This is a genomic window from Phreatobacter sp. AB_2022a (genome assembly GCF_026847585.1).
Classification (GTDB): domain Bacteria; phylum Pseudomonadota; class Alphaproteobacteria; order Rhizobiales; family Phreatobacteraceae; genus Phreatobacter.
Map to the genome: position 1 here is coordinate 75,948 of NZ_JAPSET010000008.1, position 11,976 is coordinate 87,923.

At 68.8% G+C, this 11,976-nt stretch carries 12 protein-coding genes; 7 read left to right on the forward strand and 5 right to left on the reverse strand.

Features of this window, described 5'->3' with window-relative positions:
* Window positions 1–141: 141 nt before the first annotated feature.
* From OZ671_RS08150 to OZ671_RS08170, 5 genes are all read left to right on the forward strand, one after another.
* A complete protein-coding gene (locus OZ671_RS08150; protein ID WP_268860277.1) occupies window positions 142–969 on the forward strand; it encodes an ABC transporter permease in 828 nt (275 codons plus the stop codon).
* A gap of 69 nt (window positions 970–1,038) precedes the next feature.
* Complete coding sequence (locus OZ671_RS08155; RefSeq protein ID WP_268860278.1) at window positions 1,039–2,229, forward strand: M24 family metallopeptidase; 1,191 nt, start codon at window positions 1,039–1,041, stop codon at window positions 2,227–2,229.
* Window positions 2,230–2,242: 13 nt separating this feature from the next.
* Window positions 2,243–2,863, forward strand: a complete 621-nt coding sequence (locus OZ671_RS08160; protein WP_268860279.1) for a GAF domain-containing protein — start codon at window positions 2,243–2,245, stop codon at window positions 2,861–2,863.
* Between the two features lie 121 nt (window positions 2,864–2,984).
* Window positions 2,985–3,743, forward strand: coding sequence for a TetR/AcrR family transcriptional regulator (locus OZ671_RS08165; RefSeq protein WP_268860280.1), 759 nt, complete (start codon window positions 2,985–2,987; stop codon window positions 3,741–3,743).
* A 3-nt stretch (window positions 3,744–3,746) separates the two neighbouring features.
* Window positions 3,747–4,304, forward strand: coding sequence for an AAA family ATPase (locus OZ671_RS08170; RefSeq protein WP_268860281.1), 558 nt, complete (start codon window positions 3,747–3,749; stop codon window positions 4,302–4,304).
* Between the two features lie 35 nt (window positions 4,305–4,339).
* Here the strand turns inward: OZ671_RS08170 and OZ671_RS08175 are convergent, their stop codons facing one another.
* The 5 genes from OZ671_RS08175 to OZ671_RS08195 are packed head-to-tail and all read right to left on the reverse strand — an operon-like array spanning window position 4,340 to window position 10,745.
* Window positions 4,340–5,977 (reverse strand): class I adenylate-forming enzyme family protein, encoded by a 1,638-nt coding sequence (locus tag OZ671_RS08175; RefSeq protein WP_268860282.1) that lies wholly within the window; start codon window positions 5,975–5,977, stop codon window positions 4,340–4,342.
* The gene (locus tag OZ671_RS08180) at window positions 5,974–6,780 is read right to left on the reverse strand and encodes an enoyl-CoA hydratase/isomerase family protein (RefSeq protein ID WP_268860283.1); all 807 of its coding nucleotides are present in this window, start codon (window positions 6,778–6,780) and stop codon (window positions 5,974–5,976) included. Before OZ671_RS08180 ends, OZ671_RS08175 begins: the two co-directional genes overlap by 4 nt.
* 2 nt (window positions 6,781–6,782) lie before the next feature.
* The gene (locus tag OZ671_RS08185; RefSeq protein ID WP_268860284.1) at window positions 6,783–8,537 is read right to left on the reverse strand and encodes an ABC transporter permease subunit; all 1,755 of its coding nucleotides are present in this window, start codon (window positions 8,535–8,537) and stop codon (window positions 6,783–6,785) included.
* Window positions 8,534–9,637, reverse strand: coding sequence for an ABC transporter ATP-binding protein (locus OZ671_RS08190; RefSeq protein WP_268860285.1), 1,104 nt, complete (start codon window positions 9,635–9,637; stop codon window positions 8,534–8,536). The genes OZ671_RS08185 and OZ671_RS08190 overlap by 4 nt, the downstream gene beginning before the upstream one ends.
* A 52-nt stretch (window positions 9,638–9,689) precedes the next feature.
* A complete protein-coding gene (locus tag OZ671_RS08195) occupies window positions 9,690–10,745 on the reverse strand; it encodes an ABC transporter substrate-binding protein (protein ID WP_268860286.1) in 1,056 nt (351 codons plus the stop codon).
* A 140-nt stretch (window positions 10,746–10,885) separates the two neighbouring features.
* On the opposite strand from OZ671_RS08195, the gene OZ671_RS08200 reads away from it, so the two are divergent.
* Both OZ671_RS08200 and cutA read left to right on the forward strand, forming a co-directional pair.
* The gene (locus tag OZ671_RS08200; protein WP_268860287.1) at window positions 10,886–11,611 is read left to right on the forward strand and encodes a TetR/AcrR family transcriptional regulator; all 726 of its coding nucleotides are present in this window, start codon (window positions 10,886–10,888) and stop codon (window positions 11,609–11,611) included.
* 10 nt (window positions 11,612–11,621) lie between these two features.
* Window positions 11,622–11,966: a divalent-cation tolerance protein CutA gene (gene cutA, locus OZ671_RS08205; RefSeq protein ID WP_268860288.1), complete on the forward strand. Its 345-nt coding sequence runs from the start codon at window positions 11,622–11,624 to the stop codon at window positions 11,964–11,966.
* Window positions 11,967–11,976: the final 10 nt, after the last annotated feature.

The window sequence follows — 11,976 nt, forward strand, 5'->3', positions numbered from 1 at the left end:
CAAGTCGTGGGTGGCGAATGGCAAATGGGGAGTAGGGACATGCGCGAGGCAGATGGCTCCTTGATGAAATCGGGAAGGCAGCGCGCGATGAGCGCGACTCATTCCCCGCTCGCTATTCGCCCCTCGCTCCTCACCTAACCCATGGCCCTGCTCATCCTCCCCGCCGGTCTCCTGGTTCTCGCGCTGCTCGCGGCGCCGATGGCGATCCTGTTCCGCATCTCGCTCAACCGCTTCAGCCCCACCGAGCTGATGGTGGAGGCGCTGACGCCGGCCAACTACATCCAGGCCTTCAGCGATCCCTATTATCAGGGCGTGCTGACGACGACGCTGCTGATGGCCTTCGGCTGCACGCTGATCGCGCTCGTCCTCGGCTTTCCCGCCGCCTATTCGCTCGCCCGCATGCAGAGCCGCTGGAAGAGCCTCGTCACCATCCTGACGCTGTTCCCGCTGTTCGTCGGCAACGTCATCCGCTCGGCCGGCTGGCTTGCGCTGTTCGGCACCGACGGGGCGATCAACGCCAGCCTCAAGGGGCTCGGCCTGATTTCCTCCTCGTTCCAGATGATGTACACGACCGGCGCCGTCGTCGTCGGCATCGTCGCGGTGGTCCTGCCCTATATGATCCTGACGCTCTCGGCGGTGATCGAGAGCATTCCGCGCCAGACCGAGGAGGCGGCGGCCAATCTCGGCGCCGCGCCGGCCACCGTGTTCCGCCGTGTCGTGCTGCCGCTCGCCATGCCGGGCGTCGCCGCCGGATCGGTCCTCGTCTTCATCCTCTGCATGAATGCCTATGCGACGCCCGTGCTGCTGGGCGGGCCGCAGTTCAAGATGATGGCGCCGGCCGTCTACGACCAGTTCGTCAAGAGCAACAACTGGCCGTTCGGCGCGGCGCTCGCCTTCCTGCTGCTGATCGTCACCCTCACCCTGACCGCGGCCGGCAGCGCCGTGCTCGGCCGGCGCTACCGGCGCTGACGGGAGGCCTGCGATGCGGTTCCCACTGCCCGCCTCAACGACCACTCGCCAAGCATAGAGGAAACAGCCATGGCCTTTCTCGGCACAGCCGTCCGCGACTATCGCTTCTCGCTGATGCGCGACATGATGGATCGCGAGGGCTATGACGCCCTGGCCTTCACCCAGGCCGACTTCTTCCAGTTCGTCACCAACTTCGCCACCGACGTGCAGGTCTGGGAACGGCCGATCGTCTGCATCGTGCCGCGCAACGGCGAGCCCTTCGCGGTCCTCAACGAACTCTCCACCAATCACTGGCGCTTCACCCGCGAGGCACAGCATCTGTGGGTCTCGGACGCCGCGTTCTACTCCGAGCATCCGCGCGTCGGCGCCCGCCTGCCGGTGCTCGGCCAGTGGGCCGACATGGTGGCCGAAAAGCTGAAGGGCGCCGGGCTCGGCCGGGCCCGCATCGGCGCCGACGCGGTCACCGGGCCGCTCGCCAAGGCCGCTGGCCTGCTGCCGCATCTGAAACTGGAAGCGGCAACCGCCGAGTGCCGGCGCCTGCGCTGGGTCAAGCATGCCGAGGAGATCCAGCTGATGCGCGAGATCGCCTCCCTCACCGATTGGGTCCAGGACCGCTACCGCGAGAACATCCGGCCGGGCCGCCTGGTCCAGGAGCTCGACATGTCCATGGCGGCATTGATGGCCGAGGAATCGGCCAGGCGCTTCCCCGGCGAAGCACTGGAGATCCTGCGCTGCTGGACGCTGTCGGGACCGGCGAGCTGCGCTCCGCACGGCGATGGTCGCTCCTCCGGCGCACGCATCGAGGAAGGCCACGGTCTCGTCAACATCGTCATCCCGCGCGTCAACGGCCTGGTGGTGGAGAACGAGCGCACCTGGTTCTGCGGCAAGCCGTCCCAGCGCCAGGTGAAGCTGTTCGAGGCCGCCCGCGCCGCCAATGAGGCGGCATGTGAGGCCGTCGTCGCCGGCAAGCCGGTCTGCTCGATCGATGCCGCCGCGCAGGCGGTGTTCGAGCGCGAGGGCGTCGCCGAGCTCATCCTGCATCGCACCGGCCACGGCATGGGCACGCTCGGCCACGAATTCCCGGAGGACATGGCCTTCAACACCCGGCCGCTGATCGCGGGCGAGGTCTATTCCGCCGAACCTGGCATCTATGAATGGGGCCTCGGCGGCTTCCGCCAGGACGATACCGTCGTCGCCGGCAAGACGCCGGAGGTGCTGACCAAGGCACCGAAGGATCTCGCCAGCCAAACCATCCACTGAACAGGAGGGCACCATGCCGGATCGGGGAACGACCGCCGCATCGCGTTTCAGCCGCCGGGCGCTGGCGCTTGGCGCGCCCACCCTCGCGGCCGGCGCGCTGGCCCGGCCGGCGGGAGCGGAAACCGCGGCAGCGGGGCGCGCGCCGCCCCTGCCCCATCTCATCGATGTGGCGACCGCGAGCCGCGCCGAAGGCCAGCCGGAGGCCAGCCTCGCCGCGCTCGACAAGGCGCTGGCGGCGGCGATCGGGCACAAGCTCTTCACCGTGCTCGTCATCAACTGGGCGAAGAACGAGAATCAGCGCTTCTACACCAACCAGCCCGGCCCCTATCCGACTGGCGGCGCCAAGCCGCTGGTCCGCCAGGGCGAGTTCTTCCAGGAGGTGGTGCTGGCCGGGCGGCCACGCATCTGCCGCACCTATGATGACGTCAAGCGTGCCTTTTTCGACCATGAGCTGATCCGCTCGCTTGGCTGCGAGAGCGCGGTGAACTATCCCGTGCGCTGGAACGGTCGGACGATCGGCTCGCTCAACCTTCTGCATCAGGCCGAATGGTATCGCGAGGACGACATGCCTGCCCTTTCCGCCTTCGCGCAAATGACGGTGCCAGCCCTGATGGAGATCGTCAGCCGCGCGTGACGACAGCGTCTTCGAGCCAAGCGGATATCGATTCGCACGAAGAAAACGCGACAAAACAACAGCCTCCGGCCCTTCACCGTCGCGATCAAACGGTGGGACCGGAGGTGAACCAGGACGAGAGATGAGCGACGCGAAGCCGCAGAAACGGATCAGGCGCACCCAGGCCGAGCGCACCGCCTCGATGCGGCTGAGACTCGCCCGGGCAGTGCTCGAGACGCTCTGCGAGGTCGGCTACGATCGCCTGTCGACGGGGCTGGTGGCACAGCGGGCCCGCGCCTCGCGCGGCGCCCTCTCGCACCATTTCCCCAGCAAGGTCGACATGCTGGTCGGCAGCTTCGAGCACCTGCTCACCGAATGGGAGCGCGAGCGGATGGCCTTCGTCGCCCGCTACGACACGCCGATCCCCTTTGCCGATTATCTCAGGCACCTCTGGTACGACGTCTTCCAGAAACCGACCTATGTCGCCTGCATCGAACTGATGATGGCCGCCCGCAGCGACGCCGTGCTGCAGGAGCGGCTGAGATCCGTGCTGTCGGTCTGGGTCAGGAAGCGCGACGCGCTCTGGGCCCATGTGGTCGGTTACGACGATATGGGCGCACTCGGCCCGGCGATCGGACGCGAGAACTTCTTCCACCTCAATCTCAGCGTGCTGCGCGGCATGGCGATCCATGCCAGCTTCAACCTGGACGACACGGTGAACGACAGGCTTCTGGAGGCCTGGATCACGCTCGCCGAGAGCTGCGTCGAAACCGCCAGCGCGAAAGCGGCCGGCGCCCGACGCGAGGCTGCGTCTACAGGGGAAAAGGCGGCGCGGATCGCCGCCAAGGTCGCGCCCAGGGCCAAGGCCAGGGCACGCGCGACCGCGGGCGGCGGCTCCTGAGTCATGGGTCGCCCGCACATCCTGCTCATCACTGGCCCGGCCGGGAGCGGCAAATCCACCCTGTCATGGGCGATAGGCGACCGGCTGGCTGCCCTCGGCATCGCCCATGCGGCGATCGAGACCGACGAGCTCGACCGGGTCTTTCCGAAACCCACGCCTGACGCGCTCGCCTTGATGGAGCCTCGCACGCGCGACGTCAGCGCCATCAATCTCGCCGCGCTCTGGCGCACCTATCGGGCACTCGGTCACGACAAGCTGATCCTGTCGGGCGTGATGCTCCACCTTGAAAACGATCTCGGCTGGATCGGCGCGGCCATTCCCGGCGCCCTGGTCACGGTCATCGCCCTGAAGGCGAGCGAAGCCGCGCTGATGGAGCGGCTCGACCGGCGCGAGATCGGGCCGGGCAAGGACGCCCAGGCCGAACGCTCGCTGCGCCAGGCCCGCCGGCTTGCCGGCGAGGCCGCGGGAACCCGCCTCGTGATCGAGACAGACGGGCGGACGCCCGCCGACCTCGCCGAGGAGACAATCGCCCGGGTGTCCTGGCTGGCTGCGCCGCACTAGCGGCAGGACGCCCGGCGCGCCCGTGCGTCAGTGCGTCAGTGCGTCAAGCCCTCCTCGGCATCCCACGCGCCGCGCCTCAGATCCTCGACGCCGGCGACGAGATTGCGCTTCTCGATCTTGTTGGACACGGTGCGCGGGAAGCCATCGACATAGGCGTAGTAGCGCGGCACCTTGAAGGCCGCGAGGCCGCTCCGGCAATGATCCCTGAGGCGCTCGAACGGCAGGTGCTCCGGACCGAGTCCCGCCTTGAGCTGCACGTAGATCTTGACCTCCTCGCCGCGCCGCGCGTCCGGCACGGGCACGGCGGCGCAATCCTCGACCTCCGGCAGCTCGCGCACCACGGCCTCGACCTCGCGCGCCGCGATATTTTCCGACGAGCGGCGGATCATGTCCTTGATGCGCCCGACGAGCCATAGGAAGCCGTGCTCGTCCACCTCGAACACGTCACCGGTGCGGAACCAGCCGCCGTCGCGGAAAACCTCGGCATTGGCTTCCGGCTTGTTCCAATAGCCCTTCAGGATCGAGCGGCCGCGCACCCACAATTCGCCGCGCTCGCCGGGCGCCACCGGCTCGCCCGCCTCGTTGCGCACGCTGGTCTCGCGGAACGGCCCGTCGAAGCCGACGGAGGCGGAATCGTACATCTCCTCCAGTTCCGGCGGCATCCAGGTGCCCAGCCCGATCTCGGTCATGCCGAAGGCTTCGCGCGCCATGACGCCGAACCGGCGCTTGAAGGCGCGGCAGGTTTCGCTGTCCCAGCCGAAGGCCGCGACCTGCTTCAGCGCGGTTTCGCGATCATCGGTGGTCTCGGGCCGGCGGGTCGCCAGCAGCGGAAACTGGCACCAGTCGACGCGAAGCTGCTTGACCCAGCCGATATAGCGCGAGGCGGAAAGCTGCGGCGCCAGGAACAGCGTCCCGCCCAGCCGGAACGTCTTCAGGAGATGCCATTGCGGATCCATGTAGAAGAACGGCTGGGCGCTGAGCAGCCGCCGGGCCGGCATGTGGTCCCAATGCATGGCGGTGAACGACAGGATCATCCAGTAGTCGTGGCTGAGCATGCAGCCCTTGGGAAATCCGGTCGTTCCGGAGGTGTATTGGAGATTGGCGAGATCGTCCGCCGTCACCGTCCCGTCGAGGCAGGAGGTCTCCGGCGCCGCGGCGACCAGCGCCTCGAAGGAGGCCATGCCGGCCGGCGCGGTGCCATCGACGATCACGATCCGCGCATCCGCCAGCCCTTCCGGAGGCGCCTCCATCGCCAGGAAAACGTCCAGGAACTGGCGGTCGATGACGATGGCCCGGGCTCCTGAATCGCGCAGCACATAGTCGATCTCGCGCGGCGTGTAGCGAGTGTTCACCGGCACATGCACGGCGCCGATCTTGGCGAGCGCGAGCCAGGTCAACGGATAGGCCATGCGGTTCGGCAGCATGATGGCGACCCGGTCGCCCCTGGCGAGCCCGAGCCCGCGCAGCGCATGGCCGATGCGGTTGGTCGCCCGCTCGACCTCTGCATAGGTCATGCGCTCGCCGCGATCGAAGACGTCGATCGCCGGGGCATCGCCGAGCTCCCGGCAGCGCCGCGTGACGAAAGCGCCGATCGTGGTGGTTTCATATCCGGCCTCCAGCGCGCGCGTGCGCGCCTTGGCGGCCGCCACCTTGGCGGGATCGATCCTGGTCATTCGGCGGCCTCGCCTTCGCTGCGGAAGAAGCCGGTGCCTGCCCCATACCCCTGATAGGCGACGCGCTGGAAGCGGAACAGCGTGCCGGCATAGTCCATCGCCTGTTCGCGCGTCATGTCGAGCGCGCGCTGGGCCACTTCCATTTCGAGGCGCACCGCGACCGGCGGATGGCCGGCAATGCGCTCGGCCATGGCCCGCGCGGCGGCCATCAGGCCTGGCCGCTCCACCACGCGGTTGATCAGATGCACGTCGAGGGCGCGTGCCGCGCCGATCCGCTCGCCGAGCAGCAGCATTTCCATGGCGAGCGCCTGCGGCACCAGGGCGGTCAGGCGGGTCATGCCGCCGGCCCCCGCCATGCCGTAGGCGATCTCGGGGAAGCCGAACTCCGCCTCGGGGGTCGCCAGCCGAATGTCGGTCAGCAGCAGCAGGTAGATCAGCCCCTGCCCGAGGCAATAACCGTCGACCGCGCCGATGATCGGCTTCAGCCGGCGCAGCCGCATGACGTCCTGCTCCCAGCCCGGGCGGGTGAGCCCGATGCGCGCTTCGTGCCCATGGGGCGAGAAATGCGCTTCCAGGGCCTCGTGCGGGGTGAGCTCCGGCAGCGGCGTCTTGATGTCGTCGCCGGCGCAGAAGGAGCGGCCGGCGGCGCCCGTCATGATGCCGACGCGAACGGCCGGATCGGCGGCGAAATCCAGCAGCGCCGCATGGAGCTCGCGGTGCATTTCGGGCGTGAAGACGTTCACCTTGCCATTGTCGATGGTGAAGGTCGCGATCGGTCCGTCCTTGGCATAATGCAGGGGCATGTTCAGGCTTCCGTTGCAGGCTTGCGCAATTGGAGCGCGGCGATCACCAGCACGCTCATGGCGATGAGCACCAGGGTGGAGGCGGCCGCGAGCAGGGGCGAGAAGCGCAGCGTCGCCTCGTCCCACATCAACTTGGGCAATGTCGCGTTGAGCCCGCCGGAGGCGAACAGGGCGACATTGAGCTCGTCGAAGGAAACGACGAAGGCGAACAGGGCCGCCGAGATCAGACCGGTGCCGACGAGCGGCAGCGTGACCCGCCGTGCCGCGATCCAGGGCGAGGCGCCGAGCGAGGCAGCAGCCTGATCGAGGCGGCGGTCGTAGGTCTTCAGGACGGCGACGACGGCAATGAAGAAGAACGGCAGGGCGATCACCACATGGCCGATGACCAGCCCGAGCGTCGAGCCGACCAGGCCGAGGCGGGCATAGAGGTAGAAGAGCGACACGGCGACGACCATGCGCGGCACGATCAGCGGCGAGACCATGAGTGCGAAGAGCGTCGCCGCGGTCCAGCCGCCAAGCCTGAGGAACGCGAAGGCGGCGGGTACGACGACGGCAAAGCACAGGCCGGCGGTGAGGAAGGCGACGAGGAAGGACAGGCCGGCGGCGCCGGTCCAGAGCGGCGAAGCGAGGATCTCGCCATACCATTTGAAGGTCAGGCCGCGCGGCGGCCAGGCCACGAAGCTCTGGTCGGACAGGGAGACCGGCACAAGGAGGGCAAGCGGCGCGACGAGGAACACGACGACGGCAAGGGCGGCGAAACGGGTCGCTCGGGCCTGGCCGCCGCCGCAGCTCTCGGTGCCGGCGATACCGGCCAGCCGGGCGAGCGCATCGCCGGTCGCATCGAACAGTCCGCGCGCGGCGCGGGCGGCGCGGGCGGCAAGGCGCGAACGCGGCGCGCCAGCCGCCCGGACGTCGCCCGAAAGGGTCGAGAGCCCGACCAGGCGATCATAGAGCGCGAAGATGACGAAGGCGGCGCCCAGCAGCATGAGACAGAGCACGGCGGCGAACGGCCAGTTCGTCAGTTCCAGGATCTGCTGGATGACGAGCTGGGCGATCATGGTCTGGCGCGCCGAGCCAAGCAGCGCCGGGGCGATGAAGAAGCCGAGCGCGGTGATGAACACCATCAGGGCGGCCGCGGTCACGCCCGGCATGGACAGCGGCAGGTAGACACGGAAGAAGGCCTGGATCGGACGCGCGCCGAGCGTCTCGGCGGCGCGCACGACACGGCGGTCGATGCCCTCCATCACGCCGAGCATGGTAAGAATGGCGAATGGCGCGAGCACGTTGGTCATGCCGATGCCGACGGCGAACCAGCCGTAGAGCAGATCCTGCTGGCGCTCGGCGAGGCCGCTTCCGGTGAGCAGCGCGTTGACCGGGCCGTTGCGGCCGAGGATGACGATCCAGGCGAAGGTGCGCACGAGGAAGCTCGACCAGAACGGCAGCAGCACGAAGAGCGCCCAATAGGAGCGGCTGGCCTTGTCGGTGGTCGCCAGGACATAGGCCACGGGATAGCCGATCAGGATGGCGGCGAGCGTGACCCAGAAGGACAGGACGATGCTCATCCACATCACCTGGCCATAGGCGGCGCTCGCCAGCAGCCGCTCGACCTGCTCGGCGCTGAAGCCACCCGCCGCTCCGGTGAAGCCGCGCGCGAGGAAGCCCAGCACCGGCCAGACGAAGAAGGCTCCGAGCAGGGCAAGGACCGGCAGCAGGAGAAGGACGGTCGACGCGCGCCGGCGCAGGATCGTCGTCGTCATGACGCCGCTCCCGGCGCGAGCGGCACGACATCGGCCGGCGCGACCGCGCAGGCGACCGCCTCGCCGACGGCAAAGCCACCCGTGGCGCTGCCGAGCGCGATCGCCTCGAACCGCAAGCCTCCCGATGTCGCGAGCCCGATGCGGCGGATGCCGCCGAGATCGAGCACGGTCTCGACCGTGGCGGCAAACCCCTCTGCCGCCCCAGCCGGAGCGAGACGGATGCGTTCGGGACGGATCAGCACGGGCACCCTGCCCTCGCCCGGCGGATCGGGCGGGAGGCAGGCGAGCTCCGGTCCACCGTCCAGGGCGATCTGCCAGGCGCCGGCGGCGGCGCGCCGCAGGCGGCCCGGCAGGACGTTCGATTCGCCGATGAACTCGGCGGCGAACCGCGAGCGCGGGCGGTTGTAGAGATCGGAGGGCGCGTCGACCTGGGCGATACGCGCATTGGCCATCAGGCAGATGCGGTCGGAAAGCAGGATGGCTTCGTCCTGGTCGTGCGTGACGTAGACGATGGTCGCGCCGAGATCGCGGTGCAGCCTGCGCAGCTCCAGCTTGAGTTCCTCGCGCAGCTTCTTGTCGAGCGCGCCCAGCGGCTCATCCATCAGCACGAGGCGCGGCTTGAACACGATGGCGCGGGCGAAGGCGACGCGCTGCTGCTGACCTCCGGAAAGCTCGCGCGGATAGCGAGCGCCCAGATGCGGCAGGCGCACCAGTTCGAGCGCTTCGGCCACGGCTCTGGCGATCTCCACGCGCGGCAGCCGCCGCATCTCCAGCGGAAAGGCGACGTTCTCGGCGACCGTCAGGTGCGGAAACAGCGCGTAGTTCTGGAAGACGAGGCCGATATCCCGCCGATAGGCCGGACGGGCGGTGATGTCCTCGCCGTCCAGCCAGATGCGGCCGGCGGACGGCTCGACGAGGCCGGCGATCATCATGAGCAGGGTCGTCTTGCCCGAGCCGGACGGCCCGAGCAGTGTCAGGAACTCGCCGCGGCGGACGTCGAGCGTCGTCGGCTCGAGCGCAGCCGTCGGGCCGTAGCGCTTGGCGATGCCGTCGATCGCGAGCTTGATGTCGGCGGCGGATGGCGGATTGGTCATCAGCATGGCGGGGCTTTCGAGCGAAGAAGGGGCGGCCAGGCCGGCGGCGGGCGCCGGCTCAGCCGACCACCCAGCGATTGAAGAGGTCGGCCGCGCGATCGCGGTTCTTCGCCCAGAAGGCGACGTCGATGAGCTGCGCCGACCGGCTGTTGTCCGGATGGGTCGGCATGGCCTTGGCGGTCGCCTCGGGCAGCAGATCGATCGCCTTGGCGAGCGAGGGCCCGTAGCCGGTCGCCGCGGCGAAGACGGCCTGGCGCGCGGGATCGAGCGCGAAGGCGATGAACTCGCGGCACAGCGCCGCGTTCGGCGTGCCCTTCAGGATCACCCAGCCCTCCGTCTGCCAGAGCGCCTGTTCCCACATGAGCGCGACCGGCGCGCCGCCATTGATCGCCACCTGGGCCCGGCCGTTCCAGGTCGGGCAATAGTCGACCTCGCCCGACTGCAGGAGCTGCGAGCTCTGCGCGCCCGAGGTCCACCACACGGCGACGTCGCGCCTGATGCGATCGAGGCTTTTGAAGGCCCGGTCGAAGTCACAAGGGTAGAGCTTCGCCGGTTCGACGCCGTCGGCGAGCAGCGCCTGCTCGATCGTGTCGAACGGGAAGCGGCGCATGGCGCGCGCGCCCGGCCGGCCACGCACGTCCCAGAAATCGGTCCAGCTGCGCGGCGGCGTCCGCACCTTGTCGGTGCGATAGGCCAGCACCGTCGCGACCACGTCGTTGGCGGCATAGTAGGGCGCCTTGAACATGGCGGGCATGGCCTGGAAACCGGCGGCGGCCTCGATGCCGAGCGGCTCGATATGGCCTCCCCCCTCGCTGGCGAGCTGGTCGGCCGTGGCACGGCTGACGATGGCCATGTCCCAGGTATAGGCGCGCGTCTCCACCATCTGCCGGATCAGGCCCGCCGGCTCGTGCTGGGCCGTGACCGGCACGACCTTGATGCCGGTCGCCGCTTCGAACGGGCGCGCGTAGGCGTCGAGGAAGGACGTGCCGATGCCAAGATCGCGCACCACGATGCGCCGCGCCTGGCTGCGGGCCGCGGTCACGGCGAAGGGGGCGGCCAGGACGGCGCCACAGGCGGCGGCAAGCAGGGCCCGGCGGTCGGATCGTATGGACATGGCGTCGCCTCCAAATTTCTGACGCTTGTGTCAGTTTTGCTGAAACGTGACACGTGTGTCAGAAATATGCAAGCCCGATTCAGACGCAGATCGTGCATCGGGTATCGCCGGCGGCCGGATCGGCCGAGAATGGAGCCCCGATGCCGACAGCCGCCCTGCCCGCCGCGCGCACCGACGACGCCCCGCTACCCGCGGCACCGCGTTTCGTCGATCTCCTCGACATGGAAGCCCGCGCCGCGGACCTCCGGAAGGGCGAGCGCACGCGCCGGCAGGTGCGGCACGCCACGGCCCGCTGCCTGGAACAGACGCCTTTCGCGCTTCTGAGCATGGACCAGATCGCAAGCGCCGCCGGCGTGTCGCGCGCCGCGCTCTATCAGTATTTCCGCTCGAAGGAGGATGCCGTTCGCGACGTCCTGACCGATTTTCACGACCGCACCATCGCCTTTCCGAAGGGGGCGACGCAGAGCGTCTCGGCCTTCGACGCGATCTATCGGACCAACCGCTATTACATCGACTATTTCGCCCGCAACGCGGTGCTGATGGAGCGCGTGCGCGAACTGCGCGATGCCGTCCCCGAGCTCTTGCGCGAACGCCAGCGCATCAATGCCTCCTGGGCACGGCGGATCCTCGCCAATGTCCGCCGGCATGGCCCGCTGATCGCCCCGCAGATGGCAATCGAGTTGCGCATCGTGTGCCTGGAATGCATGGTCGACGACGTCCTGCGCGAGGCCTTCGTCATCGGCAATCCGGCGCTTGCGAAAGCGCGCGAGGATCCGGACGCCTTCGCGCGCGAGATCACCGCCATCTGGTATCGGGCGATCTATCCGCTCGAGCCGGGCGGCGCCGATGGACCATCGCCGCCGTGAGGAGCCCGCCATGACCAAAGCCGCGCCCGCCGAAGCGGCCATCGTGATGACCACCGCCGGCAGCGAGGCGGATGCCGAAAGCCTGGCCTCGGCCATGGTCGAGAGCCGCCTGGCCGCCTGCGTGCAGGTCATGCCGATCCGCAGCTTCTATGTCTGGCGCGGCAAGCCGCAGCGCGACGCGGAATGGCTGCTGCTGATCAAGACGCGCGGCGAACATTACGTGGCGCTCGAAACCTTCATCCGCGCGCATCACGGCTACGAGACGCCGGAGATCGTGATGGTGCCGGTCAGTGCCGGCTCGCCCGACTATCTCGCCTGGCTGACGGCCGGAACGGAGCTCGCCGGGCGCCCCTGACGTGCGTGGC

What these genes read in the sequence shown, in the direction of transcription:
- OZ671_RS08150 (WP_268860277.1), top strand. Translation starts at nt 142, where the DNA reads ATGGCCCTGCTCATCCTCCCCGCCGGTCTCCTGGTTCTCGCGCTGCTC.
- OZ671_RS08155 (WP_268860278.1), top strand. Translation starts at nt 1,039, where the DNA reads ATGGCCTTTCTCGGCACAGCCGTCCGCGACTATCGCTTCTCGCTGATG.
- OZ671_RS08160 (WP_268860279.1), top strand. Translation starts at nt 2,243, where the DNA reads ATGCCGGATCGGGGAACGACCGCCGCATCGCGTTTCAGCCGCCGGGCG.
- OZ671_RS08165 (WP_268860280.1), top strand. Translation starts at nt 2,985, where the DNA reads ATGAGCGACGCGAAGCCGCAGAAACGGATCAGGCGCACCCAGGCCGAG.
- OZ671_RS08170 (WP_268860281.1), top strand. Translation starts at nt 3,747, where the DNA reads ATGGGTCGCCCGCACATCCTGCTCATCACTGGCCCGGCCGGGAGCGGC.
- OZ671_RS08175 (WP_268860282.1), bottom strand. Translation starts at nt 5,977, where the DNA reads ATGACCAGGATCGATCCCGCCAAGGTGGCGGCCGCCAAGGCGCGCACG.
- OZ671_RS08180 (WP_268860283.1), bottom strand. Translation starts at nt 6,780, where the DNA reads ATGCCCCTGCATTATGCCAAGGACGGACCGATCGCGACCTTCACCATC.
- OZ671_RS08185 (WP_268860284.1), bottom strand. Translation starts at nt 8,537, where the DNA reads ATGACGACGACGATCCTGCGCCGGCGCGCGTCGACCGTCCTTCTCCTG.
- OZ671_RS08190 (WP_268860285.1), bottom strand. Translation starts at nt 9,637, where the DNA reads ATGCTGATGACCAATCCGCCATCCGCCGCCGACATCAAGCTCGCGATC.
- OZ671_RS08195 (WP_268860286.1), bottom strand. Translation starts at nt 10,745, where the DNA reads ATGTCCATACGATCCGACCGCCGGGCCCTGCTTGCCGCCGCCTGTGGC.
- OZ671_RS08200 (WP_268860287.1), top strand. Translation starts at nt 10,886, where the DNA reads ATGCCGACAGCCGCCCTGCCCGCCGCGCGCACCGACGACGCCCCGCTA.
- cutA (WP_268860288.1), top strand. Translation starts at nt 11,622, where the DNA reads ATGACCAAAGCCGCGCCCGCCGAAGCGGCCATCGTGATGACCACCGCC.